The 21,550-nt window shown below is 35.2% G+C and carries 19 protein-coding genes; 3 read left to right on the forward strand and 16 right to left on the reverse strand.

The annotated features are described in order from the left end of the window. Window positions 1-30: 30 nt before the first annotated feature. A complete protein-coding gene (locus H8718_RS08770) occupies window positions 31-1,254 on the reverse strand; it encodes a S41 family peptidase (RefSeq protein WP_249332624.1) in 1,224 nt (407 codons plus the stop codon). A gap of 106 nt (window positions 1,255-1,360) precedes the next feature. Between H8718_RS08770 and H8718_RS08775 the strand changes: the two genes are divergently transcribed. After that, on the forward strand, window positions 1,361-2,260 hold the full coding sequence (locus H8718_RS08775) for a transposase (protein ID WP_249332625.1): 900 nt from the start codon (window positions 1,361-1,363) through the stop codon (window positions 2,258-2,260). A 161-nt stretch (window positions 2,261-2,421) separates the two neighbouring features. On the opposite strand, the gene H8718_RS08780 is transcribed toward H8718_RS08775, so the two are convergent. From H8718_RS08780 to H8718_RS08835, 12 genes are all read right to left on the reverse strand, one after another. Beyond that, window positions 2,422-3,549 carry a murein hydrolase activator EnvC family protein gene (locus H8718_RS08780; RefSeq protein ID WP_249332626.1) on the reverse strand — a complete coding sequence of 376 codons (1,128 nt, stop codon included), beginning with the start codon at window positions 3,547-3,549 and terminating at the stop codon, window positions 2,422-2,424. Window positions 3,550-3,559: 10 nt separating this feature from the next. Next, window positions 3,560-4,453, reverse strand: a complete 894-nt coding sequence (ftsX, locus tag H8718_RS08785) for a permease-like cell division protein FtsX (RefSeq protein WP_249332627.1) — start codon at window positions 4,451-4,453, stop codon at window positions 3,560-3,562. After that, the gene (ftsE, locus tag H8718_RS08790) at window positions 4,422-5,129 is read right to left on the reverse strand and encodes a cell division ATP-binding protein FtsE (protein ID WP_249332628.1); all 708 of its coding nucleotides are present in this window, start codon (window positions 5,127-5,129) and stop codon (window positions 4,422-4,424) included. Before ftsE ends, ftsX begins: the two co-directional genes overlap by 32 nt. A gap of 15 nt (window positions 5,130-5,144) precedes the next feature. Then, entirely contained in the window at window positions 5,145-6,242 is a 1,098-nt protein-coding gene (locus H8718_RS08795) for a PucR family transcriptional regulator (RefSeq protein WP_249332629.1), read from the reverse strand. Between the two features lie 180 nt (window positions 6,243-6,422). Next, the gene (locus tag H8718_RS08800) at window positions 6,423-7,541 is read right to left on the reverse strand and encodes an ABC transporter ATP-binding protein (protein ID WP_177670774.1); all 1,119 of its coding nucleotides are present in this window, start codon (window positions 7,539-7,541) and stop codon (window positions 6,423-6,425) included. Window positions 7,542-7,809: 268 nt separating this feature from the next. Then, window positions 7,810-8,547, reverse strand: coding sequence for a WecB/TagA/CpsF family glycosyltransferase (locus tag H8718_RS08805; protein ID WP_177670772.1), 738 nt, complete (start codon window positions 8,545-8,547; stop codon window positions 7,810-7,812). 9 nt (window positions 8,548-8,556) lie between these two features. Next, the gene (gene csaB, locus H8718_RS08810; protein WP_249332630.1) at window positions 8,557-9,639 is read right to left on the reverse strand and encodes a polysaccharide pyruvyl transferase CsaB; all 1,083 of its coding nucleotides are present in this window, start codon (window positions 9,637-9,639) and stop codon (window positions 8,557-8,559) included. Beyond that, the gene (locus H8718_RS08815) at window positions 9,618-11,543 is read right to left on the reverse strand and encodes a DUF5693 family protein (RefSeq protein ID WP_249332631.1); all 1,926 of its coding nucleotides are present in this window, start codon (window positions 11,541-11,543) and stop codon (window positions 9,618-9,620) included. The genes csaB and H8718_RS08815 overlap by 22 nt, the downstream gene beginning before the upstream one ends. Window positions 11,544-11,567: 24 nt before the next feature. Continuing rightward, entirely contained in the window at window positions 11,568-12,053 is a 486-nt protein-coding gene (locus H8718_RS08820) for a hypothetical protein (protein WP_177670766.1), read from the reverse strand. Between the two features lie 216 nt (window positions 12,054-12,269). After that, entirely contained in the window at window positions 12,270-15,101 is a 2,832-nt protein-coding gene (locus H8718_RS08825) for a phosphodiester glycosidase family protein (RefSeq protein WP_249332632.1), read from the reverse strand. Window positions 15,102-15,213: 112 nt separating this feature from the next. After that, the gene (locus H8718_RS08830; RefSeq protein WP_177670762.1) at window positions 15,214-16,518 is read right to left on the reverse strand and encodes an LCP family protein; all 1,305 of its coding nucleotides are present in this window, start codon (window positions 16,516-16,518) and stop codon (window positions 15,214-15,216) included. A gap of 214 nt (window positions 16,519-16,732) precedes the next feature. Continuing rightward, window positions 16,733-17,734: an LCP family protein gene (locus tag H8718_RS08835; protein ID WP_249332633.1), complete on the reverse strand. Its 1,002-nt coding sequence runs from the start codon at window positions 17,732-17,734 to the stop codon at window positions 16,733-16,735. Between the two features lie 160 nt (window positions 17,735-17,894). Here H8718_RS08835 and H8718_RS08840 point away from each other — a divergent pair, with 160 nt between their 5' ends. Beyond that, a complete protein-coding gene (locus H8718_RS08840; RefSeq protein ID WP_249332634.1) occupies window positions 17,895-18,764 on the forward strand; it encodes a deoxyribonuclease IV in 870 nt (289 codons plus the stop codon). Then, window positions 18,748-19,497, forward strand: a complete 750-nt coding sequence (gene ymfI, locus H8718_RS08845) for an elongation factor P 5-aminopentanone reductase (protein WP_249332635.1) — start codon at window positions 18,748-18,750, stop codon at window positions 19,495-19,497. The genes H8718_RS08840 and ymfI overlap by 17 nt, the downstream gene beginning before the upstream one ends. A gap of 153 nt (window positions 19,498-19,650) precedes the next feature. On the opposite strand, the gene rpsI is transcribed toward ymfI, so the two are convergent. From rpsI to truA, 3 genes are all read right to left on the reverse strand, one after another. Next, window positions 19,651-20,043, reverse strand: coding sequence for a 30S ribosomal protein S9 (rpsI, locus tag H8718_RS08850; protein WP_177670756.1), 393 nt, complete (start codon window positions 20,041-20,043; stop codon window positions 19,651-19,653). A gap of 24 nt (window positions 20,044-20,067) precedes the next feature. Continuing rightward, the gene (gene rplM, locus H8718_RS08855; protein ID WP_177670755.1) at window positions 20,068-20,505 is read right to left on the reverse strand and encodes a 50S ribosomal protein L13; all 438 of its coding nucleotides are present in this window, start codon (window positions 20,503-20,505) and stop codon (window positions 20,068-20,070) included. Between the two features lie 265 nt (window positions 20,506-20,770). Beyond that, on the reverse strand, window positions 20,771-21,532 hold the full coding sequence (gene truA, locus H8718_RS08860; RefSeq protein ID WP_249332636.1) for a tRNA pseudouridine(38-40) synthase TruA: 762 nt from the start codon (window positions 21,530-21,532) through the stop codon (window positions 20,771-20,773). Window positions 21,533-21,550: the final 18 nt, after the last annotated feature.

Below are 21,550 nucleotides of genomic sequence, written 5' to 3' on the forward strand. Positions count from 1 at the left end.
TAGGTTACGTCAAACTGTAAATTCTTATCCTTATTTTAGTACCTCTATTGCTTTTTGCACTACAACGTCATTCTCCAGTTTTAACATACCTGTTGTAACAAGTTCTAATGTATTATCTGTAGTAGTTTTCTGTGCAACATCTGGTGTAATGCCCTCATCCATAATTTGATTACCTGTAGCATCTAATACAATACCTGTAGTGATAGAAAGGCCTGAGCCATCTTCTAAAGGAACACGTATATGTGTTGTGCCATTTCCTGCTGTCTTGTCACCTACTACAAGGCCTCTATCAAAAGCCTGCACAGCTGCTGGGAAAGCTTCTATAACACCTTCAGTAAATGTACTCGTTAGGACTACTAGCGGTATATCATAAAGAGCTTCTGTAGTACTATAAGGCGTAACTGAACCATCTTTGTTCTTTACAGAAAAGACCTCCTCATTACCGATAAAAAGATTAGTCAAAGCTTGTACAGCTTCACAGTTGCTACTTGACGCACTTCTAAGGTCTAAAATCAGCTGTGTAGCACCATCACTAAGCAATTGATCAATAGATTGCTTTAATAAATCTGGTGTATCCTCTACTAGGCCGCTTAGCTCAATATAACCAATATGATCTTTTAGTAACTTAGAGTCAATTAGATTAACCTCTACTACATCTACTACAAGCTGAACCGTTTTGGTTTCAGTCTCCTCATTATTCATAAACACATATTCGACCGGATTGTTTCCTGTATAGGCTAACTTTTCATAGATTTTTGTATCGTTAGAACCCATGGCCTTGATGCCATCAATTTCAAAGATTTTATCTCCTACTACAATACCTGCTTGATCAGCAGGAGAGTTAGGCACTACATCCGTTACGACTAAATGTTGGTTCGTAATCCCCCATGTGAAACGAATGCCTGTACCAATATAATTTCCTTGCTCTTCTGTTTCTTCTTTGCTAAAGTTATCGGCATCTAGGTAAGTCGTATAACCATCACCTACACCATACACATAGCCTTTATAAATTCCCTCAACCATATCCTCATTATTAGTTTCCCCAATATATGCTGTACGAATAACCTCACTAAGCGCCTTAGCTTTCGTTTGATTATAAGCCCCCTTATTTAATAGCCCTGGTACCTTCTGAAAATCAGCTATAACTCCACCTTGACCATTACTATTTAAATAACTTATTCCATATAAAGTGCCCACGCTTATAACCCCAACTAAAATACCAGCGCCAACACCCATCCATCCTCTTTTCTCCACTAGCCTACCTCCTTAGGGACGGTTCATCCATTTTTATTATTTATTGAATCTTTCTCTTATTTCTTGGTAATACTCTAATATCTTTTATAGAAAGGAATTCCTTTATATGCCTAGAGTTGCACGTATTAAAACTAATAATAGTATGTTTCATATTATGGTTCATTCTATCTCAGAAATTCAATTATTTAATGATACAGAGGATAAAGAAATTTACTTAGCCCTTATTAAAAAGGCCAAGGCTAAATTTAACTTTAAACTCTATGCTTTTGCACTTATGAATACACATGCTCATCTAGTTATTGATTGTTTTGGGAGTGACATTTCTAAAGTTATGCATTACCTAAATCTTTGCTACTCTATCCATTACAATAATAAATATAATCGTCGTGGTCCTGTGTTTCAGGACCGATTTAAAAGTAAAATCATTGATTCTACTAAATACCTCATTAATGTATGTAGTTATATTCATGCCAATCCCAAAGATCTCTTAGGTAAGGATAATAAATTAATAAACTATCCTTATAATAGTTTAATTGATTACATGCAAGGTTGCAATCGATTTAAAATTCTCGATTCTTCTTTTTTAGTCACCTTATTAGGATTAAATCAAACTATAAACAAAAAACAATATTATAGCTTTATTAGTCATGATATAGATACTTCTATTATTAAAGATGTCGAAATTCCTTTCTATATGTCACAATCTAATACTACTAGAACGTACATTCCCCGCCTATTATCCCCAGATCTTATTATTAACTATGTAGCTCACTATCTTAATGTTTCTCCTAAATATATTTATATGAAGTATTCTCATGAATATACAACCTTACGTGCATTAACTTGTTTTATGCTCCATGCCTTTTCAAATCTATCCCATAAAGCTATTAGTAAGTTGCTTGGTAATATTTCTATATCACGTATATCCTCTCTTATTAATCACGGCGTATATCTTGCAAGTCATATTTCTATTATTGAAGATTTTATTCATCTTAATGCTCAATAGAAAAATAAACCTCTATAAGCTTACTGCTCATACAGGTTTATTTCCTATGTTCAAATTTATATCTTAACTCTTTCATATACATTTAAGAATGTTAATTTTGCACTCACCCTAAATTTTTCATTCTAATAGTGTATATTTTTATTAATCTTTATGAACCGTCCCTATTTCTTTAAATAATTCCACGGGGAGGTGTGGCTGCCGTTGATGCGGACTTCAAAGTGGCAATGATTACCTGTAGAACGTCCGGTGCTACCAATTTTGGCTACTTGTTGGCCTTTACTGACTTGATCACCTACATCAACTACTACAGAGGAATTATGTCCATATATAGTTACAATACCACTTCCGTGATCAATCATAACTGTATTACCAAATCCATTTACCCAACCAGCTACAATAACTTTACCGCTTGCTGCTGCATTAACGCGTTTGCCATATGGTGCGGGTATATCAATACCTTGATGAAATTCTGGAATCTTTAGTACAGGATTTTCACGTGGATTATATTCTGAACTTATTCTATAGTATCCTGGCACAGGCCATTCAAACTTTCCACCACTATATTTTACTGTGCTATTCTCCGTCAGCCTTTTAATATCTTTTTCCAACTGTTTAGAAATAGCTTCCATCTCATCGATTTCTGCATTTAGACTATTTGCCTTAGAATCCTTGGCCTTAATTTTAGCATTTTTATCTGCTCGCATGCTTTCTAATTCTTTCATAGCTGAACTTTGGTTAGCATACAGTTTCTTAATTTCAGTTTCTTCTTGTTCAAGTGTTTGCTTTTTATTCTCAATCACTTTTTCTTGCTGTTTATATTCTTCTAAAAGCTGATTATCATATTCCGAAATAACTTTTATGTATTTAGTACGATTAAGCAACTCGCCTAAACTTCCTGATGAAAAAATCAGCTCTATGTAGCCAGATTTTTTATTTTTATACATCTGAGCCATACGCTCTTTTGTAGCTTCATACTGATACTCTTTTTTCTTTATAGCATCGGCTAATTCACTTTCTGCTTTTTGTACCTGAGCTTTCTTTGTTGCCATATCCTTTTCGATGGCTAAAAGTTTTTCTTCAGCATTTATAATCTTTCTATCAAGCGCATCTACTTCCTTTTCTAGCTGCGCTTTTTCTGCTTCTACTTGTTCAAGCTGATTCTTGGAATCTTTGATGCTTTGCTGAGTAGCCTCTAGCTCGTCTTTCTTCTTGCTTATACTTGAAGCCTGAAGTGGCATAATACTTACCGCAATAATAGTCATCCATAAGACTAATTCATTTCGTTTCATTCTATGCCCCCTATACCTTAAGGTGTTTACGGATGGCGATCGCACTGCCTATCATACCGATCCCTACACCAATAGCAACAAAGATAGGAACAAGCCCTTGCATAATTTGCGCACTAGGTACAAGATGCATTCCACCCATAAAACTTCCTAATGAATCTCCCATAACCTCTATCAAGAACTGATACCCTTCTTTAATAGCATAGATAGGAATCATACAGCCAATAATCCCAATAAGCACACCTTCCACTACAAAAGGTAAGCGGATAAAGGCATCTGTAGCGCCTAAATACTTCATAATATTAATCTCTCTACGTCTTACATAGACAGTTAACTTAATGGTATTAGTAATCAAAAGAAGTGCAATAATAACTAAGCATCCAATAATAACAGTAGATACAAGCTGAATGGATCTATTCACATTCATAAAAATCTTAGACTCATTTTTAAAGTATTCTACTTGTAATTCTGGTATTGCACTTAATTTGGCTACAACTTGATCTTGATTTTCTATTTGATCTACTTTAATTTCAAAAGAAGCTGGTAATGGGTTATCATTTTTAAACTGCTCAAACAGCGTATCGTTTTCTTGTCCCTGAGCGAAAGTTTTAAGCGCATCTTCTTTAGATACATAAGTCACCTCATTGACATGAGGCGTATTCTTAATGAGCGCTGCAATCTCTGTAAGCCTTGCTTCCTCTATTTCTTCATTAACATAAGCAGAAATGCCTAGCTGAGTCTCTACTTGATGCATAATATACTCAATATTTTTAGCTATGGAGTAGGACATACCTAAAATGAGGAGGCACAACACTATAGTCCCTGCGGATGCAAGTGCCATAAGGCGATTTTTCCATAGCCCAAGAATCCCTTCTTTAAAGAGGTACTTGATGGTATTCCATTTCATCCTCATAGCCCTCCTCATAGATGTCTTTTACAATCATACCGCTATTTACTTCTATCTCACGTTTTTTCATCACGTTTACAATTTCTCTCTCATGTGTTGCCACAATAACTGTAACCCCTCTTAGATTAATGTCTTGAAGTAAAGTCATAATCTCCCACGATGTTGCTGGGTCTAGATTTCCTGTCGGTTCGTCTGCAATCAAAATAGGCGAATTATTGACAATAGCACGTGCAATGGCTGTACGTTGCTGTTCCCCCCCTGAAAGTTCATGTGGGTAACATCTTGCTTTTTTAGCCAACCCTACAAGTCCAAGTACAACGGGCACAGCTCTTCTAATCTCTTTATTAGTTGCCTGTACAACTTGCATAGCAAATGCTACATTTTCATAGACTGTCTTATTTGGCAAAAGCCTAAAGTCTTGAAAAACAACTCCAATGTCTCTTCTTAAATACGGAACTTGTCTACGTCTTAGCTTGGTAATCTCTTTATTATTTATACTAATTTTACCATGTGTAGGTTCTATCTCTTTTAGCATCAGTTTAAGTAAGGTGGATTTGCCTGAACCACTATTTCCTGTAATAAAGACAAATTCTCCTTTTTCAATACTTAGTGAAGTGGGCTTAATCCCTACTGTTCCATTAGGATAGGTTTTAGAGACATTATTTAAGTAAATCATTTGGCTCCCCCCACTTTATAGCTTCCCAGTATTTTGTCTCTCCATATATTCCATGTACTGGCTTACCATAATTGTAATTTTAAATACAATAGCATCGTCGAATTTTCTAAGGTCGAGACCTGTCATTTTAAGAAGTTTATCTAAACGGTACACAAGTGTATTTCTATGGATATAAAGTTGTCTTGATGTTTCTGACACGTTCAGACTGTTTTCAAAGAATTTATTTACAGTCATAAGTGTTTCTTCATCAAAGTTTTCTACTTTTTTACCTTTTAAGACTTCTTGAATGAACATTTTGCAAAGTGGTAATGGTAATTGATAAATGATACGACCAATTCCTAATTTTGAATAAGTTGAGATATGATCTTCACAATTGAAGATTTTACCTACCTCAAGTGCCATACTTGCTTCTTTATAAGAGTTAGAAACATCTTTAAGATCAGATACAATTGTACCTACTGCAATATGCACGTTACTCATAGCTTCTGCAGTTAATGTATCATAAATCATTTTTGAGTAAGTATCTACTTCTGTTTCTTCTCCTGAATTTACTTCTTTTACTAAAATTACACTACGTTCATCTACTGCTGTTACGAAATCTCTCGATTTGTCTGGGAAAATATTTCTTAATACTTCCGAAATATTGCCTTCTTTACTTTGGTTAGATTCAATTAAAATTACTACACGTGGTACAGTATTTTCAATGTGTAATTTTTTAGCACGACTATAAATGTCTACTAATAAAAGATTATCTAAAAGTAAGTTCTTTATAAAGTTGTCTTTGTCGAACCTTTCTTTATAAGCTACAAGTAAGCTTTTAATTTGGAACGCAGCAAGCTTACCTAATTTATAAGCTTCATCATCTGCGCCACTTACAGCAAGTACATATTCTACTAAATATTCATCATAAATTTTAAAATAATGTAAGCCTTGCATTTCTTGACTATCTGCATGTGAATTAATGAAGGCTTCTACTTCTGGTACATATTCTGTTGTACCATTTTCAATAGTTGTTGCTACAATTTTAGCTTCAGCATCTAGTATATTAAAATCACGTCTTGTAATATTCTTAAGGCCGTCAATGGTGTTTTGTAAAATTTGATTCGAAATCACATCTATCAGCTCCCAACTTGTTATCAATTTAAAATAGTTTTATCGCATTATATCTTATTTTATCCTATTTTAGTATAAAAAAAAAGTGGCTAGCCTCCTTTTATCAATAAATTTACACCTTTCTTAGAAACTATTAAAAAAAGCCCACTCTTACGAGCAGGCTTTTTATGCACTAATAAATTAGTTTGTAATTGTAAGTTGTGTTTCAATATCGAAGATATGAACTTTAGTTGTATCGATACCGATAGCAATTGTGCTACCTGGTTTAGCTTTACAGCTTGGGTTAACACGGCCTGTTACATTGTGGCCTTCACATACCATGTAAAGGTATGTTTCAGAACCAAGCATTTCTGTTACTTCTACTGTAGCAGAAATAACTGCGAATTTAGCTTTTTCATGATCGCCTACTGTTTCCATATCTGCCATATGTTCTGGACGGATACCCATCATAACTTCTTTACCTACGTAGTTACCAGCTTTTAATTTTTCAGCTTTTTCTTGTGGTAATGCAACTGTAGCATTACCGAAAGCAAGAGCTAAATCTGAACCATTAGCTACTACTTTAGCTTCAACGAAGTTCATTTGTGGTGAACCGATGAAACCAGCTACGAATAAGTTTTCTGGTTTTGAATATAATTTAGTTGGTGAATCAACTTGTTGGATGATACCATCTTTTAATACTACGATACGTGTACCAAGTGTCATAGCTTCTACCTGGTCATGTGTTACGTAGATGAATGTTGTTTGAAGTCTTTGGTGTAATTTAGAGATCTCTGTTCTCATTTGTACACGAAGTTTTGCATCAAGGTTTGATAAAGGTTCGTCCATTAAGAATACTTTTGGTTCACGAACGATAGCACGACCCATAGCAACACGTTGTCTTTGACCACCTGATAATGCTTTTGGTTTACGATCTAAGCATTGGTCAATATCAAGGATTTTAGCAGCTTCTGTAACACGACGTTCGATTTCGTCTTTAGGTGTTTTACGAAGTTTAAGACCAAAAGCCATGTTGTCATATACTGACATATGTGGGTATAAAGCGTAGTTTTGGAATACCATCGCAATGTCACGATCTTTTGGAGCAACATCGTTACATAATTTATCACCGATCCAAAGTTCACCTGAAGAAATTTCTTCAAGACCAGCAATCATACGTAATGTAGTTGATTTACCACATCCTGATGGACCTACGAAGATGATGAATTCTTTATCTTGAATATGAAGATTGAAATCTTTTACTGCTACGAATCCATTTGGATAACGTTTGTAAATATTATTTAATTTTAATTCTGCCATGATTTTTCCCCCTTGGCTTAATATGATCTTATTTGTGATTACCTATGTGCAAAAACACAATACTTATTTAATAATATAAATATACTATATTTTAGGAGTCCATGCTATTCGCTATTTCTCTAAAATCCCTAATTTTATTTTAGTTAATAGTCCTAAAAGTATTTTACATTTATTGGAAATACCCTCAATCCTAAGCATGTTTTTATGTCATATTCTACTCCATATAGCTAACCTGCACCGTAAATGCATTAACTTCCCCATAATTTTGTTACTTTTTATGGTACTTCTCTTTATAGACTTCCATAACAAATTTAGGAAGCACCAACATACGTTTTGCACGTGTTGGTTGCATCATTAAGCGATAGAACCACTCGAGGCCTACTTTTTGGAAGAACTCAGGTGCTCTTTTTACAACGCCTGCCATACCATCAAGGCTACCTCCTACACCAATAGCCACCCTAATATGAGGCAGCTGATCTTTGTATTTATCCATCCATAATTCTTGTTTTGGTGCACCTAATGCTACAAGTAAAATATTGGCATTACTATTATTAATCTCTTCAATAATAGCTGGAATATCCTCTTCTGTAAAATATCCGTCATGCGTCCCTACAATTTGAATACCAGGATAGGTGCTACGCATTTTCTCCGCTGCTAAATCAGCAACTCCTGGCTTACTCCCGAAGAAATAATAACGATATCCTTTATCCACAGCTTGCTTCATTGTATTTTGCACAAGGTCAAATCCTGCGACACGCTCTGGTAAACTATTTTTTAAAATTTTTGAAGCAAGTACAACTCCAATCCCATCTGGCACAATTAAATCTGCACGTTTCATAACGGCTTTAAACTCTGGATTATCCTTTGCCAGCATGACAATCTCAGGGTTTGGAGTAATAACAGTATGATACGTTGTAGAGTTTACAAATTCACTGATACGTCTTGTTGCTTCCTCCATGGTGATACGGTCTACTGGGACATCTAAAACATTAATAGTATCTCTCATGTTTACCTCCTAACCAAGCAGCTGCTTAATATATTCTGCTGGCAATTCTACTTTTTGTTCTTTCTTTTGGTTCATTTTGAAAATACGTTCTTTTTCCTCTTCAAAATTATCCACAAGTCTATCAATATATTCTTTAAGTCTTGTAACATTTAAGTTATCCACATCTACACAATATGGCGCATTCACTTCATTTAAGAAGCTTGCAACTTTTGGGTCATAAGAAAGACCAATCATTGGCACACCTACTGCATGAGCCATAATGAGACTGTGTAGTCTCATACCTAATATAAAATCAAACTGAGATGTATAAGCTACTACTTCATCAATAGTCATTTCTTGACTAATGACATGAACATGTTCACCAAGATCACTTGCAAGCTCTTCTGAAATACTTAGATCTTCCTTATGATACATTGGCATAAGATAAAGGTCATATCCCCTATCTACTATATATTTTGATACCTCTTTTAGCTTATCCACAAGTTCCTTATCATTTTTCCAAGGCCTAATATAAATCCCTACTTTTTTGCCTGCTACAAGATTTGGTGCAAGTTTATCCACAAGTTCTGGTTTAGCTTTAATACCAAGTACTGGATCTATGGTAACTGTAATCGGTGCTTTCTTTACACCTATTGTTTCAAGAAGGGCTTTAGACCCTTCATCTCTTACAAAAATTTGAGTTACTTTATTCCCTACTGTTTTAACGAGCCATTTACCTAGACCTTTAGCAACCGGACCTACGCCTTGTGAATAGAACACTACAGGCTTTTTGTAGAACTGAGCTATTTTAACAATGCCTAGGTAATAAGGAATAACCTTATTACTTGTTACATCTTGTAGCAGACTTCCACCGCCACTAATAAGTAAATCACTTGCTTTAATAGCTTTTGCAATTTCTTTAATCTGCCATCTATTAATGGCCTGTACACCATAAAAAGCCTTTGTCTGACTTGGTGCGTTAGATAATACTATAATGTGTACATCTGGTATATGCTTACGAAGTGCTGTAACAATGGATGAAAGTACTGCTTCATCCCCAATATTGTTAAAACCGTAATAGCCCGAAATAACTACTGATTTTTTACGATCCATTTATTCATCACCTTGCCTAATAGTTTAATCACATATATTGCTATCATACCAATTATTAGACCAAATACAATACCGTAAGCACTTCTTATGAGAGAAATCATAACAGGTGTATGAATATGTGCATAAGTATTAACTAAAGAAATTTGACCAATAATACCGAGTACAAGTAATGGAATATATTTTTCTTTATAACCGTAATAAAGCATAATAATCATAGCTGGATGTCCAATTAAGAACTCTTTTGTTCTTGGTCTTACACCAAGTGTTGTATCAAGGAACTGTCTAAAGGCAAGTTCAAAGCTTGAAATACTGCCTGTATTACCTGTTCTTGATGTATAAATCATAAGTACAACAGCTGCAATTCCAAGTAAACCTAGCGCAAGATAAGTTACTTTGTTACTTAAAAGCTCTTTGTAATACTTAAAATCTAAGCCATGTCGTTGGTAGTAAGCAATCGCTACAACAAGAACAATAGGAAGAAGCATAGCTACTTTTACGCCTGCAAAAATATCAATGCCTAAGCCAAAGCTTGTACGAGAAATAGTACCAATAATAGTAAGGGCACCACCAAATGAAATAGCACATACTTTAAGGAAAGTTAAGATGGTATCCTTCATAGAACGCTCATTGATATCTAAGATACTCAGTACACCATACGTTGGGAAGATAACTGCGCCAAAGAGTGCCATGAGTTTAAGACCTAAGTTTGGTGATAATTTAAGAAGTCCTGCATATCCAATAAGACCTAATGCACCTAAAATATAACCTACCTTTATCATCTCCATGCGATCTAATAAAAGAACAAACATTAAGATTGATGCAATCCCTGCTAAAATACTTAAAACGTAGTTACCTACTGGTAAGTTATAAGGCTCTACAGCATCTGCTACGGTATAACCTTTGCTCTGTGCTAAATCTCTAAATGTTTGAATGTTTGTTGCTAAGAAGTTTGCATCTTTTTGAATATCTAAAGTATTTGGCATCTTAAATAAGAAGACACGTAAGTTACGTTCTGTAAGGGCTAACATATAACGATCCATAAGTCCGTCTGTTGTATATTGTTTAACTTGTGCATCCGTTACAGTATGAAGTCTTTCTACACCGAAAGCTGTACCATTTTCACTACTTGCTTTTGCCAAGCTACCAAAGCCTTTTTGTTTTTCGGAGAAGAACTCTACAAAGCCTAAGCCATGTTTTTTAACCATTTCAATAATTTGAGAATTGTTTGGTTCTACTATACTACTATCTGCAAAGTAGATACTACCTATGTTAGGAATAGCTTCAATCTGCGCAATAAAGCTTGCAATAGATTCATCAGATACATGGTCCCAAGATTTAACTTGTGGTAAAATCACATAACCTAAGTCTGCGGCAATTTGTAAGTCTCCATAGTTATACCCTACACCTAGTGATGTTAAGATGCTCATAGGTACTGTTAACTCAATATAATCTTCGCCATCAATAACAGCTTTATACGCACTAATACCTTTAAGCGTTAAATTATTATAAATTAAATCAAAAGCCTCTTTGTCGTAAGCTTCGATATAGATGTTAGAACGTTTAATATTTTCGCTATCTGGGTATACTTTTTCAAGTTCATAACCTTCATAGACAGTTGCTCTACCTTGTTCTTTAAAATTCATAAAGTCGCTTCCTGCTGCAGGAATAACTGTATTTTCTCTTACAAATAAAGCATTTGCACCTAAGTCCTTAAACTTCTTCAGTACATTCTCAATTGGTTCATTTGTCTGTTTCGCAATATTTAATATATCATTATAGCGAATAGCAATTTGTATATCTTTATAATCACTTTCCACATTAACACGTTTTACACCTACAAATACGCATATCAGTAGGGATAAAATGATTAAACTACTTATTATAATTTTCGTCTGATTTTTCATTTCTTCCTCCGTATGAATCCATTATTATTGGATATTATACCCGCCTCGCACCATAACTATTAAGTCTTTTGTGGCATAAATACCTCTGCCATCTTCTCTTGGAATAATCACTAAATGATATTTAGGAATTTCACTTCCACCTAATAAATCTGTTCCTTCTGTCATATCTTGAAGGCCACCACCATCACTTGCAAGGACCTGTCCATTTCCAGAGCGTACAATAATCTCTGTTCCTTGTTTACCTACAATGCTTTGTCCTGCTGGTACGGTTACAACCTCATAGCTGCTACTTTCTTCTTTACCCATATTATTGATTTCTTGTGTTAATAAATCAATCATACTTGCTTGTACTTCAACTGTCTTTTGTAATTGTGTAACTTTGCTGTCTACATAGCTTTTTGTTACTAGTGGATCATTAGAGCTTCCTGCATCACCTTTAGCAGCATATACACTTGAACCTACTACAAGTGTAGCAAGCATAATCATACCAAGTTTCATTTTTTTTGTCATGGGTAGATCCCTCCTTTGTTTATCCTTCGCTTTGTCTTATAGATTTTTATTTTATCGTTTTATTTCATCAAGTTCTTACTTGATTCTTTTACTCTTTACTGTCATATACTTTTTTATAAACTTTTCATACCTACACCTTTTAGGCTTATGAATCTAATACCCTGTATCTTTTAAATTGTAAAAAATGGGGAGGGTATTGTAACCACTCCCCACTTTTTACATCATTGATTCAAATGTATAGTAAATCTGTCCATCTACAACTTTGAAGAGTAAATATTCACTATCGGTAAGTTTATCTGTTGGTGTAGCAAGGCCATTTAATCTTATGTATCTAATACCTTCTTCAAGTCGTACTTCTTTTGTCTGGCCTCCAGTTGTTACGACGAAGATGTTTTTACCAGTCTTTGCTTTATAATCTTTAAGATAATCATGAAGTGCCTGTCCTTCTCTCGCATCATTAAACTGCGTAAGTGGGTTTCTACTCATGACTAAAATAATATTGTTTGCCTGTGCCATCTCTAAGGACTGCTTCAACATATTCCACTGACTAGCACTTGTTTGGCGTATACCACCACCATCTGTTCCTGCAAAAATGAATTCTATATCTTTAAAGGCTACATCGCTATAGCTATTTGCATATGTATAGAGTTCTTTTGTAAGGGCTAGTGGTAAGTTGCTACTTGATGCCTGTATAATAGCTGATGCATCTTTATTAAGCTTATCTGCCATCTTCTTAAGCGTTTCTTCACTATGTGTTAGACCTGTAAGAGCTGTTGGACCTGTTACTTTAACCACATACTGATCTCCTACTGGTGCTTGAAGGTTTGGCTTATAAAGTGGGTCAAACTGATAATCTAAGCGTGTACTTGTCCCTGCTAAATCTCTTTGCCCTCTTGTAATAGAAACATGGTCTATATAAATTGCACTTGTACGTTTCTGTGTATTACCTGAAGTATAAGCATAAAGCTTTGTCATTTTAGCTGGAAGCTTCATATCTTCTGGTAAGTTGACACTCATATACTTCCATCCTTTATGACTTAAAGAATCAGCTAATTTTAAATAATGAACTTGCCCATTTGCATCTTCAACCTGTACTTTCAGTGTATCGCCTTGTCCATTAGCATAAATCCACATGTTAAGGCTTCTTGCATCGTCTGGGATAACTACTGGCTTCTCAAATACTGTATAAGCAACTTGTTTATTGGCATCTTTATTAAAGGTATAAGTCATTTTAATGGCTTGATTACCGTGGTACTTAATTTCTTTAGAGGCCTCTACTTTTCCTTCTACAGCTTTACTACTTGCTGCCCATTTACCTGTAGTCTCTTCAAAAGACTCAAGAGCTACTGTTGTCTCACCTACTACTACATTAAGTTTACCTGTAACGCCCGCATAGGAAGCATTTAAACGGTCTACACTACGTTTGGTACTTGTTATGCTATTACCAACTGCAGTTACTTGACCACTCTCACTTGTCCACTTAATCTTTTCTGGTGTAATAGGTACTTTATAGCCCTCTTGGTCTACACCATATACCTGAACCTGCTTTGTAGTCTGCTCATCCATTTGCAACGTAGCGGGCTCTATAATTAAACCTGTTGGCTTTGTTACTTTAATCTCAGCTGTTCCTGTCACATCACCTGCTGTTACCATAATAAGGGCATCACCTTCTGATTCAGGTGTGAAATTAAGACCATTAAAATTGCCTGTGACACCAGCTACCTGAATGCTTACATCTTTACTACTTAAAACTACCGAATTCCCATTCTCATCTACACCTTTTAGTATAAGTGGAACACTCTCTCCTACAAAAGTACGTTCTCTTGAAGGCTCAATAATTATTTTAGCCAGTTCACCTTGTGGCCTAGTTGAAAATACACCTATACCATTCGCTACATTTCTTTGCGAACCACCTGATGGCTTATTTTGGAGCGTAAGGTTCATATCTCCCTCATTTCTTACAACCATAGTTGTAGAGCCCCCACCATCTAAATACATAGCATCTTTAGCACCTAGTTCTTGTAAAATCTTAATAAGATCTGTGTGGTTCGCACCTAAAGACTGATTGGTTCTACCATCAATGGTAATCAGTAACACTTCATTTGGTGTATAAGTATTAGCTACAATAGTACGAGGTTCTTTTTTATCTCCAGATACTTTATGAGCTTGACCTTGGTAGGCTTGTCCATTTTTAAGAATAAGACCACCTCCACCAATACCCATTTGTAAGTCACTAACTGACTCCACAATTTCATTATTAAGTGTAATAACTTGCTGGAGTACGATTTCACTACCTTCTTCTAAATAAGGTATGTATTTACTAAAAGTATCGCCACTAATCATAATAGCGTAGGCGTCTTTTGGTATTTCTACTACTTCATTTAATCCTGATATGTAACTGACTGTATCCTCTTCAATAAGAACAGTATAAAGGCCTACTTGCTGATACTTGCTAATAAGTGCTGCATTATTTACATAGTAAGTTCTATCAATAACAAAAGGTGTTCGGATACTAGATGGTGTTTTATTATAACTTGATAAATCGAAAGCTTTTTGTCCATCTGTTTCTACCCACATTTTCACACTATAGTAATCCATAGAAGCCTGACCTTCTTCATCTACTATAAGCGTTCCCATATATTTTTGTGGTCCTAATGTGTAGTAGTCATTATGATAAGCATTGTTAAGGCTCCCCTCACTAATAGAAGGCCCAAATGCCGGTGTCTTTGTACTCATATCAAAGTAGTCTGCATTAACTGCTGCTAAGGCACCTGCACTAGTCGCTAAATTCATAATTGTATTACGTTCTCCTAAAACAGAAGACTGTATAGGCTTTAATACCACATTATCATTACTTAAATCAATTCTTAAGATATTTAAATCTTGCCAGCCACTATCTGTCAGCACTTGTTTAGAAATATGTGTTGCCCCATTTGTTACAGTTTGAGACTGAGTAATCTCATGGAGTACTGCACCATAAGTGCTATAAGTACTTCCTAAGGCTACACTCCCTATCATAAAAGATAGTAATAATTTTCTTGCCTTCATTTTGTTCCCTCCTTAACTGCCCTCTTTATAATTTATTACTTTATTCTATATTGCTTCTAATCTACTGCTTGTAGACTATTGCTCTATAATCTATTCTTTTATAGCTTATATTTTATTCTACACTTGTTTCTATATCAGTTCCTATTACAATTTGAATATCTGTGGCAATGGTTTCATCTTGTGTAATTTGTGCATTTGGATAATAAGTTAAAAACTGCTTAGCTTTTGTTTCATCTTTAGCAATCACCATGGTTGTGACTACATCATGTGTTTGATAATTCCCAACTTCACTTACTGTATAACCTTGTTCTACAAGCTGGTCACGAGCACGTCCTGCTGCACCTGTAATACCGCTTCCATTTAGGATAGTAATAGATACTTCTTTATCTATGACAACTTCCTCTTCTACTGGCTCCTGACCTGCAGGTACAGTATCAAAGAATACCTCTTGTATTACGGCATCAAGTGCATCTAAATCTGGGAAGAAATAAGATGCTCCCCCTTCATAGCGTCCTTCTCCAGGAAGGATGTGGAAAGATATGTTCTCCCCATTAAAGTTATTGATGTATTGGTAATATTGTGGGATCTCAGTTAAGTTTATATCTGTTGTAATAGAATTAAAGACAATACTTACGAGCTTTGGAATCTTAGTAATAATAGAAGGACTAAGTAGTTTATCTGCAAAAGCTCTTAAAAATACTTGCTGAGCTGCTACACGGTCTACGTCTCCATTTGGATAACTTCTAAAACGTACAAACTGCTCTGCTTTATCTCCATCTAAATGTTGTTGACCTTCTTTTAAGTCAATAAACAGTTCTCCAGCATAGTCAGTGTGCTTCATATCTTGCGGTACATAAAGATCTACCCCACCAATTGCATCTACGATTTCATTAAATGCTTTAATATTAACAATGACATAATTATCAATTGTTACACCCAACATACGCTCTAATTCATTAATAGTAAAATCTCTAATATTTTCAATTCCGCCATAAGCTGTCATTTCATTAATTTTAGATACAGTTCTAACGCCTTTTCCTAAATCACGTAAACTTTGTTTTTGTTCTTCTGACCAAGTTACTTTTGTATCCCTTGGTACTGAAAGTACTTTTACCTTATTGGTTTCACTATTAAAGTTGACTACGAAAATAACGTCTGTTCGGTATCCATCTTTATCTACACCAAATACGGCAACATTCTTATAGATATCCTCCAGCTTTTCTTCTTTCTTTGTAGCACCTTGATTTTTTCCAGGTTTATTACTTGTACCCTCTTCTTTAAAAAAGTAATTATAACAGCCCACTAAACTTACAATGGCAATAATACATATTAAACCTGTACCTAGCATGGCTCTTAAAAAAGTCCTTGCTAGCTTTTTCTTCTTATTCAACTTTTTCTTAGTACCTTTAGTACTCATTCGTTCCACTCCCTGTGTCGAAAATTTTATCCATTTCATGCCAAATTAAATTGTAATTATACATCATGCATTATAATAGCACAAAATCTGCCAAAAATAAATTGTCTCTCTCCAGCATTTTTTTATCTTTTCTATTATAGACTCAATTTATGAACAAAATAAATAAAAGAGATATCAATATTTTGACACCTCTTTAAAAATTATATTTATTTTATTAAAAGAAAAGTTCCTGTACTAAAGTACATACCGCATCTAAATCTGGGAAGAAATAAGAAAGATTATTCTCCTCATGCGCTTCTCCAGGTAATACGCTAAAATGTAACTTATCCATACTAAATTCTTTCAAATAAGGATAATAGGTTGGAATCTCCGTTAATCCTACATCTGTCTTAATAGATGTGAATAAAATAGGTACAATTTTAGGTATTTTAGTAATTATGTCAGGTGATAACACTTTCTTTGCAAAAGCTTCTAAAAACTGCTGCTGTGCTTCTATTCTACCTAGGTCTCCTGTAGGATAACTCCTGAACCTTACAAATTGCTCTGCTTTCTCCCCATCTAAAACCTGCACACCAGGATAAAGGTCAATATGTAAACCTTGGCTATAATCGTCCTTCTTCATACGCTGTTTCACATCTACTTCTACTCCACCAATAGCATCCACAATCTGTCTAAAAGCATCTAAATTGACTACCACATAATGATCAATCTTAACGCCTAACAACTTTTCTAGTGTAGCAATGGTTAGAGGTCTTATATCATCTATACTTCCCCAGCTTGTCATCTCATTAATTTTACTGACCCTCACCCACTGGTGTGCTTTAGGCAATATACTAGTCTGCTCCTTAGTCCATTCAACCTTTGTATCACGTGGTATAGAAAGGATATTCACTTCATTGGTTTCACTCTTAAAATGCGCTACTAAAATAACATCTGTCAAACTCCCTGCCTTATCCGTTCCAAAAATAGCAACTGTCTTGCTGTCATCTTTCTTAGCCTCACTAGGCTGTATACTTTCCATCTCAGCTTGTGGCGTTTCTTGTGGCTCTATGCCTTCATCTTCTGCTTGATGGACACTTGTATTGCCCTTATCATACACCAAAGCATAATAAGCCGTTACTCCTGCTATAGTGACCATTGCGCATAATACAAAAGTAATCAGTGCTACTATCAAAAAGATTTTAAGTCCTGCCTTCTTTCCACTCAAACGAGACATTTTATAACTCCCCCTAGTTTATTCTTTATTCCTTATGTTATCCCTTATAATGTGTGGCTTTTTATGTTACTATAATTTAGGAATACTTTCATTTCAGTATACTATACAGCTATTTTGTTGTAAATATTTTATATATTCTAATATTAAAAGGAGATAATACATGCTAAAAATAGGTTCTCATGTTTCTATGTCTGGCGGCCTTTTAGGCGCAGCTAAAGAAGCTTATTCTTACGGTGCAAATACCTTTATGATTTATACAGGTGCACCTCAAAATACAAAACGCTCTCCTATGGAGAAACTTAAAGTTAAAGAAGGGCAAGCTTTTATGAAAGCTTATGGTCTAGATGATATTGTCATCCACGCACCTTATATCATCAATCTTGCTTCCTGCAAAGAAGATACTTATCAGCTTGCTCGTGACTTCTTAAAACTTGAAATCGAACGTACAACTGAGATGGGTTCTAACTACCTTGTACTTCATCCAGGCTCTTTCACTACAGAAACACTTGAATATGGTACACAACGTATTATTGATGGCCTTAATGAGGTTATTACAGAAGATACTAAACCTTTTATCTGTCTTGAAACAATGGCAGGTAAAGGAAGTGAAATAGGTCGTAACTTTGAAGAACTTAAAGCCATCATTGATGGTGTTAAATATAGTGATAAAATCGGTGTCTGCTTTGATACTTGCCATATACACGATAGTGGCTATGATATCATTAATAACTTTGATGAAGTTATTGCAGAATTTGACCGCATTATTGGTCTTGATAAACTAAAAGTCTTCCATATTAATGGCTCTTTAAATGTGCGTGGCGCACGCAAAGACCGTCATGCGAATCTTGGTGCTGGTGAAGATAATCCAAAGGGCAAAGATCACATTGGCCGTGAGACACTTTATAAAATTGTTCATCACCCAGCTGTACAAGGTAGACCTTTCATTTTAGAAACACCTTGGCTTGATAAAAAAACTAACTTATATAAAGAAGAAATTGCTTATTTAAGGGGCGATGATAGTGAACTTTAATGACGAAATCGTTCTTGTTACAGGTTCTTCTAGAGGCATAGGCCTTTCTATTGCCTACCACTTTGCTAAAGCAGGTGCTACTGTCATTCTTAATGGTGCACATAATAAGGAAGCTTTGGATCAAGCAACTACTTCTTTTAAGGAAGAATCTCTTAAAGTCTATAGTTTCTTAGGCGATGTATCTGAGTATACTACTGCAAAGGCACTTTTTGACTTTACCTATACAAAACTTGGCAGCTATCCTACCATTGTTATAAACAATGCAGGAATCAGCCATGTAGGACTCTTTACAGATACAACACCAGATATATGGCATAAAGTAATGGAAATTAATATGACTTCCGCCTATAACTGCTCTCACTTAGCAGTCCCTTCTATGATTAGTCAGCACAAAGGATGCATTATCAACATTTCTTCTATCTGGGGTAACGTAGGTGCCTCCTGCGAAGTAGCTTATAGCACGAGTAAAAGTGCCCTAAATGGTTTCACTAAAGCCCTTGCCAAAGAACTTGGCCCTTCTAATATTCGTGTGAATGCCATCTCTTGCGGATGGATTGATACGGATATGAATGCTCACTTCTCTGAAGAAGATAAAAATGCTTTTGTTGATGAAGTACCTCTTTGCCGTACTGGTAAAGTTGAAGACGTAGCTAAAACCTGTCTTTACTTAGCCAGTGAGGCAGCCAGCTATATGACAGGGCAAATTCTTACTTTAGATGGTGGACTACTCTAATAATATATAGGCTTTATACATTAAACTACTAAATAAGAAAGAGGCTATCTGCTTCTATTCATCTTATATAAGATGATAGACTGATAGCCTCTTTCTTATATCCTTATTTTTAAAGATAAAAAAGCCAATCCATAAAGGATTGACTTTGAAAAATTAACGTTTTGAGAACTGTGGTGCACGTCTCGCAGCTTTGAGACCGTATTTTTTTCTTTCTTTCATTCTTGGGTCCCTTGTTAAGAAGCCTGCTTTTTTAAGAGCTGGACGGAATTCACCATCAGCTTGAAGTAACGCACGGCTAATACCATGACGGATAGCTCCAGCTTGTCCTGTTGTTCCTCCACCATATACGTTTACTCTAACATCAAATTTGTTTAATGTTTCTGTAAGTACTAATGGTTGACGAGTAATAACTTTTAATGTTTCAAGACCGAAATATTCTTCGATATCTCTCTTATTGATTGTAATTTTACCTGTTCCTGGTACAAGGTATACACGTGCTACTGAGCTTTTACGTCTACCTGTTCCATAATATCTAACTGCTGCCATTTGTATTGCCTCCTCTCGATACGATTAATATTTGAATGTAAGTACTTCTGGTTTTTGAGCTTCATGATTGTGCTCTGTTCCAGCATATACACGTAATTTTGTAAGCATTTGTCTACCTAAAGAGTTTTTAGGAAGCATACCTTTTACTGCGTACATAACAACGCGTTCTGGATGTTCGTTAAGCATATCACGAGCTTTAGTTTCTTTTAAACCACCAGCGTATCCAGAGTGTTTTCTGTATAATTTTTGGTCAAGTTTTTTACCTGTGAATACTACTTTTTCAGCGTTGATTACGATTACGTGATCACCACAGTCTACGTGTGGAGTATAAGTAGGTTTGTTTTTACCTCTTAATACTGCTGCGATTTGGCTTGCAAGTCTACCTACTGTTTGACCTTCAGCATCAATAATATACCATTTTCTTTCAACATTTTGAGCATTTGCCATGTATGTTGTTCTCATATAAATTCCCTCCTTCGGCCTAGTCTTCGCTAGTTAAACCGTCTATTTGATATAAAATCCGGGGCATTTGGATTCTATAAGTGGGCTTATTAACACAAATTACATTATAGTATAGGTGACTTGGACTGTCAAGAGACTAGGTCCGATTTATTTATGCACAATTTAACCATTTTTTCTTAAAAGTTATCCACATTTTTATATATAAATTGTTTATAACTCTTTATATTTGTTAATAAGTATAAAATTTTTCTCATTAATTAATTTTTTATGTCTGTTCATAACGAAGCGCGGCATCATAGTACACTTCTAATAAGGTAAGACCTTCTGGTGGAGCTGTTGGACCACCTAATGTACGGTCCCTTTTTTCGAGCATCTCTTCAATAGTCTGTGCAGTTAGTCTATGTCTTCCTACATCAATGAGTGTTCCTGCAATAATACGTACCATATTATAAAGGAAACCATTCCCACATACATCTAGGTAAACTATATCATCTTGCTCATGTACTTCTATACTATAAACTGTACGCACTGTATCTTTGACTGTACTTCCAGAAGCGCAAAAACATTTAAAGTCATGTGTGCCTTCTATTCTACGTGCTGCTTCTTTCATAGCTTCTATATCTAAGCTATAAGGATAGAAGTAACAATACTTTCCTATAAACGGGTCATTCACTTTACTTGTAAGAATCTGATAACGGTAAGTCTTCTTCTTCGCCATAAAACGTGGGTGAAAATCTGATTTTACATCCCTTGCCTCTTTAATGACAATTTCCTTTGGTAATCTGCTATTAAGCGCTTTAGCAAAACGTTCTGTTGGAATAGGTGTATCAATATCAATAATACAGCATTGCCCTTTAGCATGAACCCCAGCATCTGTTCTCCCTGACCCTACTAAGTCTACTTTCTTACCCGTTAAACTATAAATTGCATTTTCTACAGTTCCTTGTATAGTTATTGCATGTTCCTGTTTAGCAAAGCCATGATAATCTGTTCCATCATAAGCTATAATAAGTTGTATTCTTCTCATAGCTCCTCCTTATTCATT

Origin of the sequence: Zhenhengia yiwuensis (assembly GCF_014384995.1) — a bacterium.
Classification (GTDB): Bacteria; Bacillota; Clostridia; order Lachnospirales; family Cellulosilyticaceae; genus Zhenhengia; species Zhenhengia yiwuensis.

What these genes read in the sequence shown, in the direction of transcription:
- H8718_RS08775 (WP_249332625.1), top strand. Translation starts at nt 1,361, where the DNA reads ATGCCTAGAGTTGCACGTATTAAAACTAATAATAGTATGTTTCATATT.
- H8718_RS08780 (WP_249332626.1), bottom strand. Translation starts at nt 3,549, where the DNA reads ATGAAACGAAATGAATTAGTCTTATGGATGACTATTATTGCGGTAAGT.
- ftsX (WP_249332627.1), bottom strand. Translation starts at nt 4,453, where the DNA reads ATGAAATGGAATACCATCAAGTACCTCTTTAAAGAAGGGATTCTTGGG.
- ftsE (WP_249332628.1), bottom strand. Translation starts at nt 5,129, where the DNA reads ATGATTTACTTAAATAATGTCTCTAAAACCTATCCTAATGGAACAGTA.
- H8718_RS08800 (WP_177670774.1), bottom strand. Translation starts at nt 7,541, where the DNA reads ATGGCAGAATTAAAATTAAATAATATTTACAAACGTTATCCAAATGGA.
- H8718_RS08805 (WP_177670772.1), bottom strand. Translation starts at nt 8,547, where the DNA reads ATGAGAGATACTATTAATGTTTTAGATGTCCCAGTAGACCGTATCACC.
- csaB (WP_249332630.1), bottom strand. Translation starts at nt 9,639, where the DNA reads ATGGATCGTAAAAAATCAGTAGTTATTTCGGGCTATTACGGTTTTAAC.
- H8718_RS08815 (WP_249332631.1), bottom strand. Translation starts at nt 11,543, where the DNA reads ATGAAAAATCAGACGAAAATTATAATAAGTAGTTTAATCATTTTATCC.
- H8718_RS08820 (WP_177670766.1), bottom strand. Translation starts at nt 12,053, where the DNA reads ATGACAAAAAAAATGAAACTTGGTATGATTATGCTTGCTACACTTGTA.
- H8718_RS08825 (WP_249332632.1), bottom strand. Translation starts at nt 15,101, where the DNA reads ATGAAGGCAAGAAAATTATTACTATCTTTTATGATAGGGAGTGTAGCC.
- H8718_RS08830 (WP_177670762.1), bottom strand. Translation starts at nt 16,518, where the DNA reads ATGAGTACTAAAGGTACTAAGAAAAAGTTGAATAAGAAGAAAAAGCTA.
- H8718_RS08835 (WP_249332633.1), bottom strand. Translation starts at nt 17,734, where the DNA reads ATGTCTCGTTTGAGTGGAAAGAAGGCAGGACTTAAAATCTTTTTGATA.
- H8718_RS08840 (WP_249332634.1), top strand. Translation starts at nt 17,895, where the DNA reads ATGCTAAAAATAGGTTCTCATGTTTCTATGTCTGGCGGCCTTTTAGGC.
- ymfI (WP_249332635.1), top strand. Translation starts at nt 18,748, where the DNA reads ATGATAGTGAACTTTAATGACGAAATCGTTCTTGTTACAGGTTCTTCT.
- rpsI (WP_177670756.1), bottom strand. Translation starts at nt 20,043, where the DNA reads ATGGCAGCAGTTAGATATTATGGAACAGGTAGACGTAAAAGCTCAGTA.
- rplM (WP_177670755.1), bottom strand. Translation starts at nt 20,505, where the DNA reads ATGAGAACAACATACATGGCAAATGCTCAAAATGTTGAAAGAAAATGG.
- truA (WP_249332636.1), bottom strand. Translation starts at nt 21,532, where the DNA reads ATGAGAAGAATACAACTTATTATAGCTTATGATGGAACAGATTATCAT.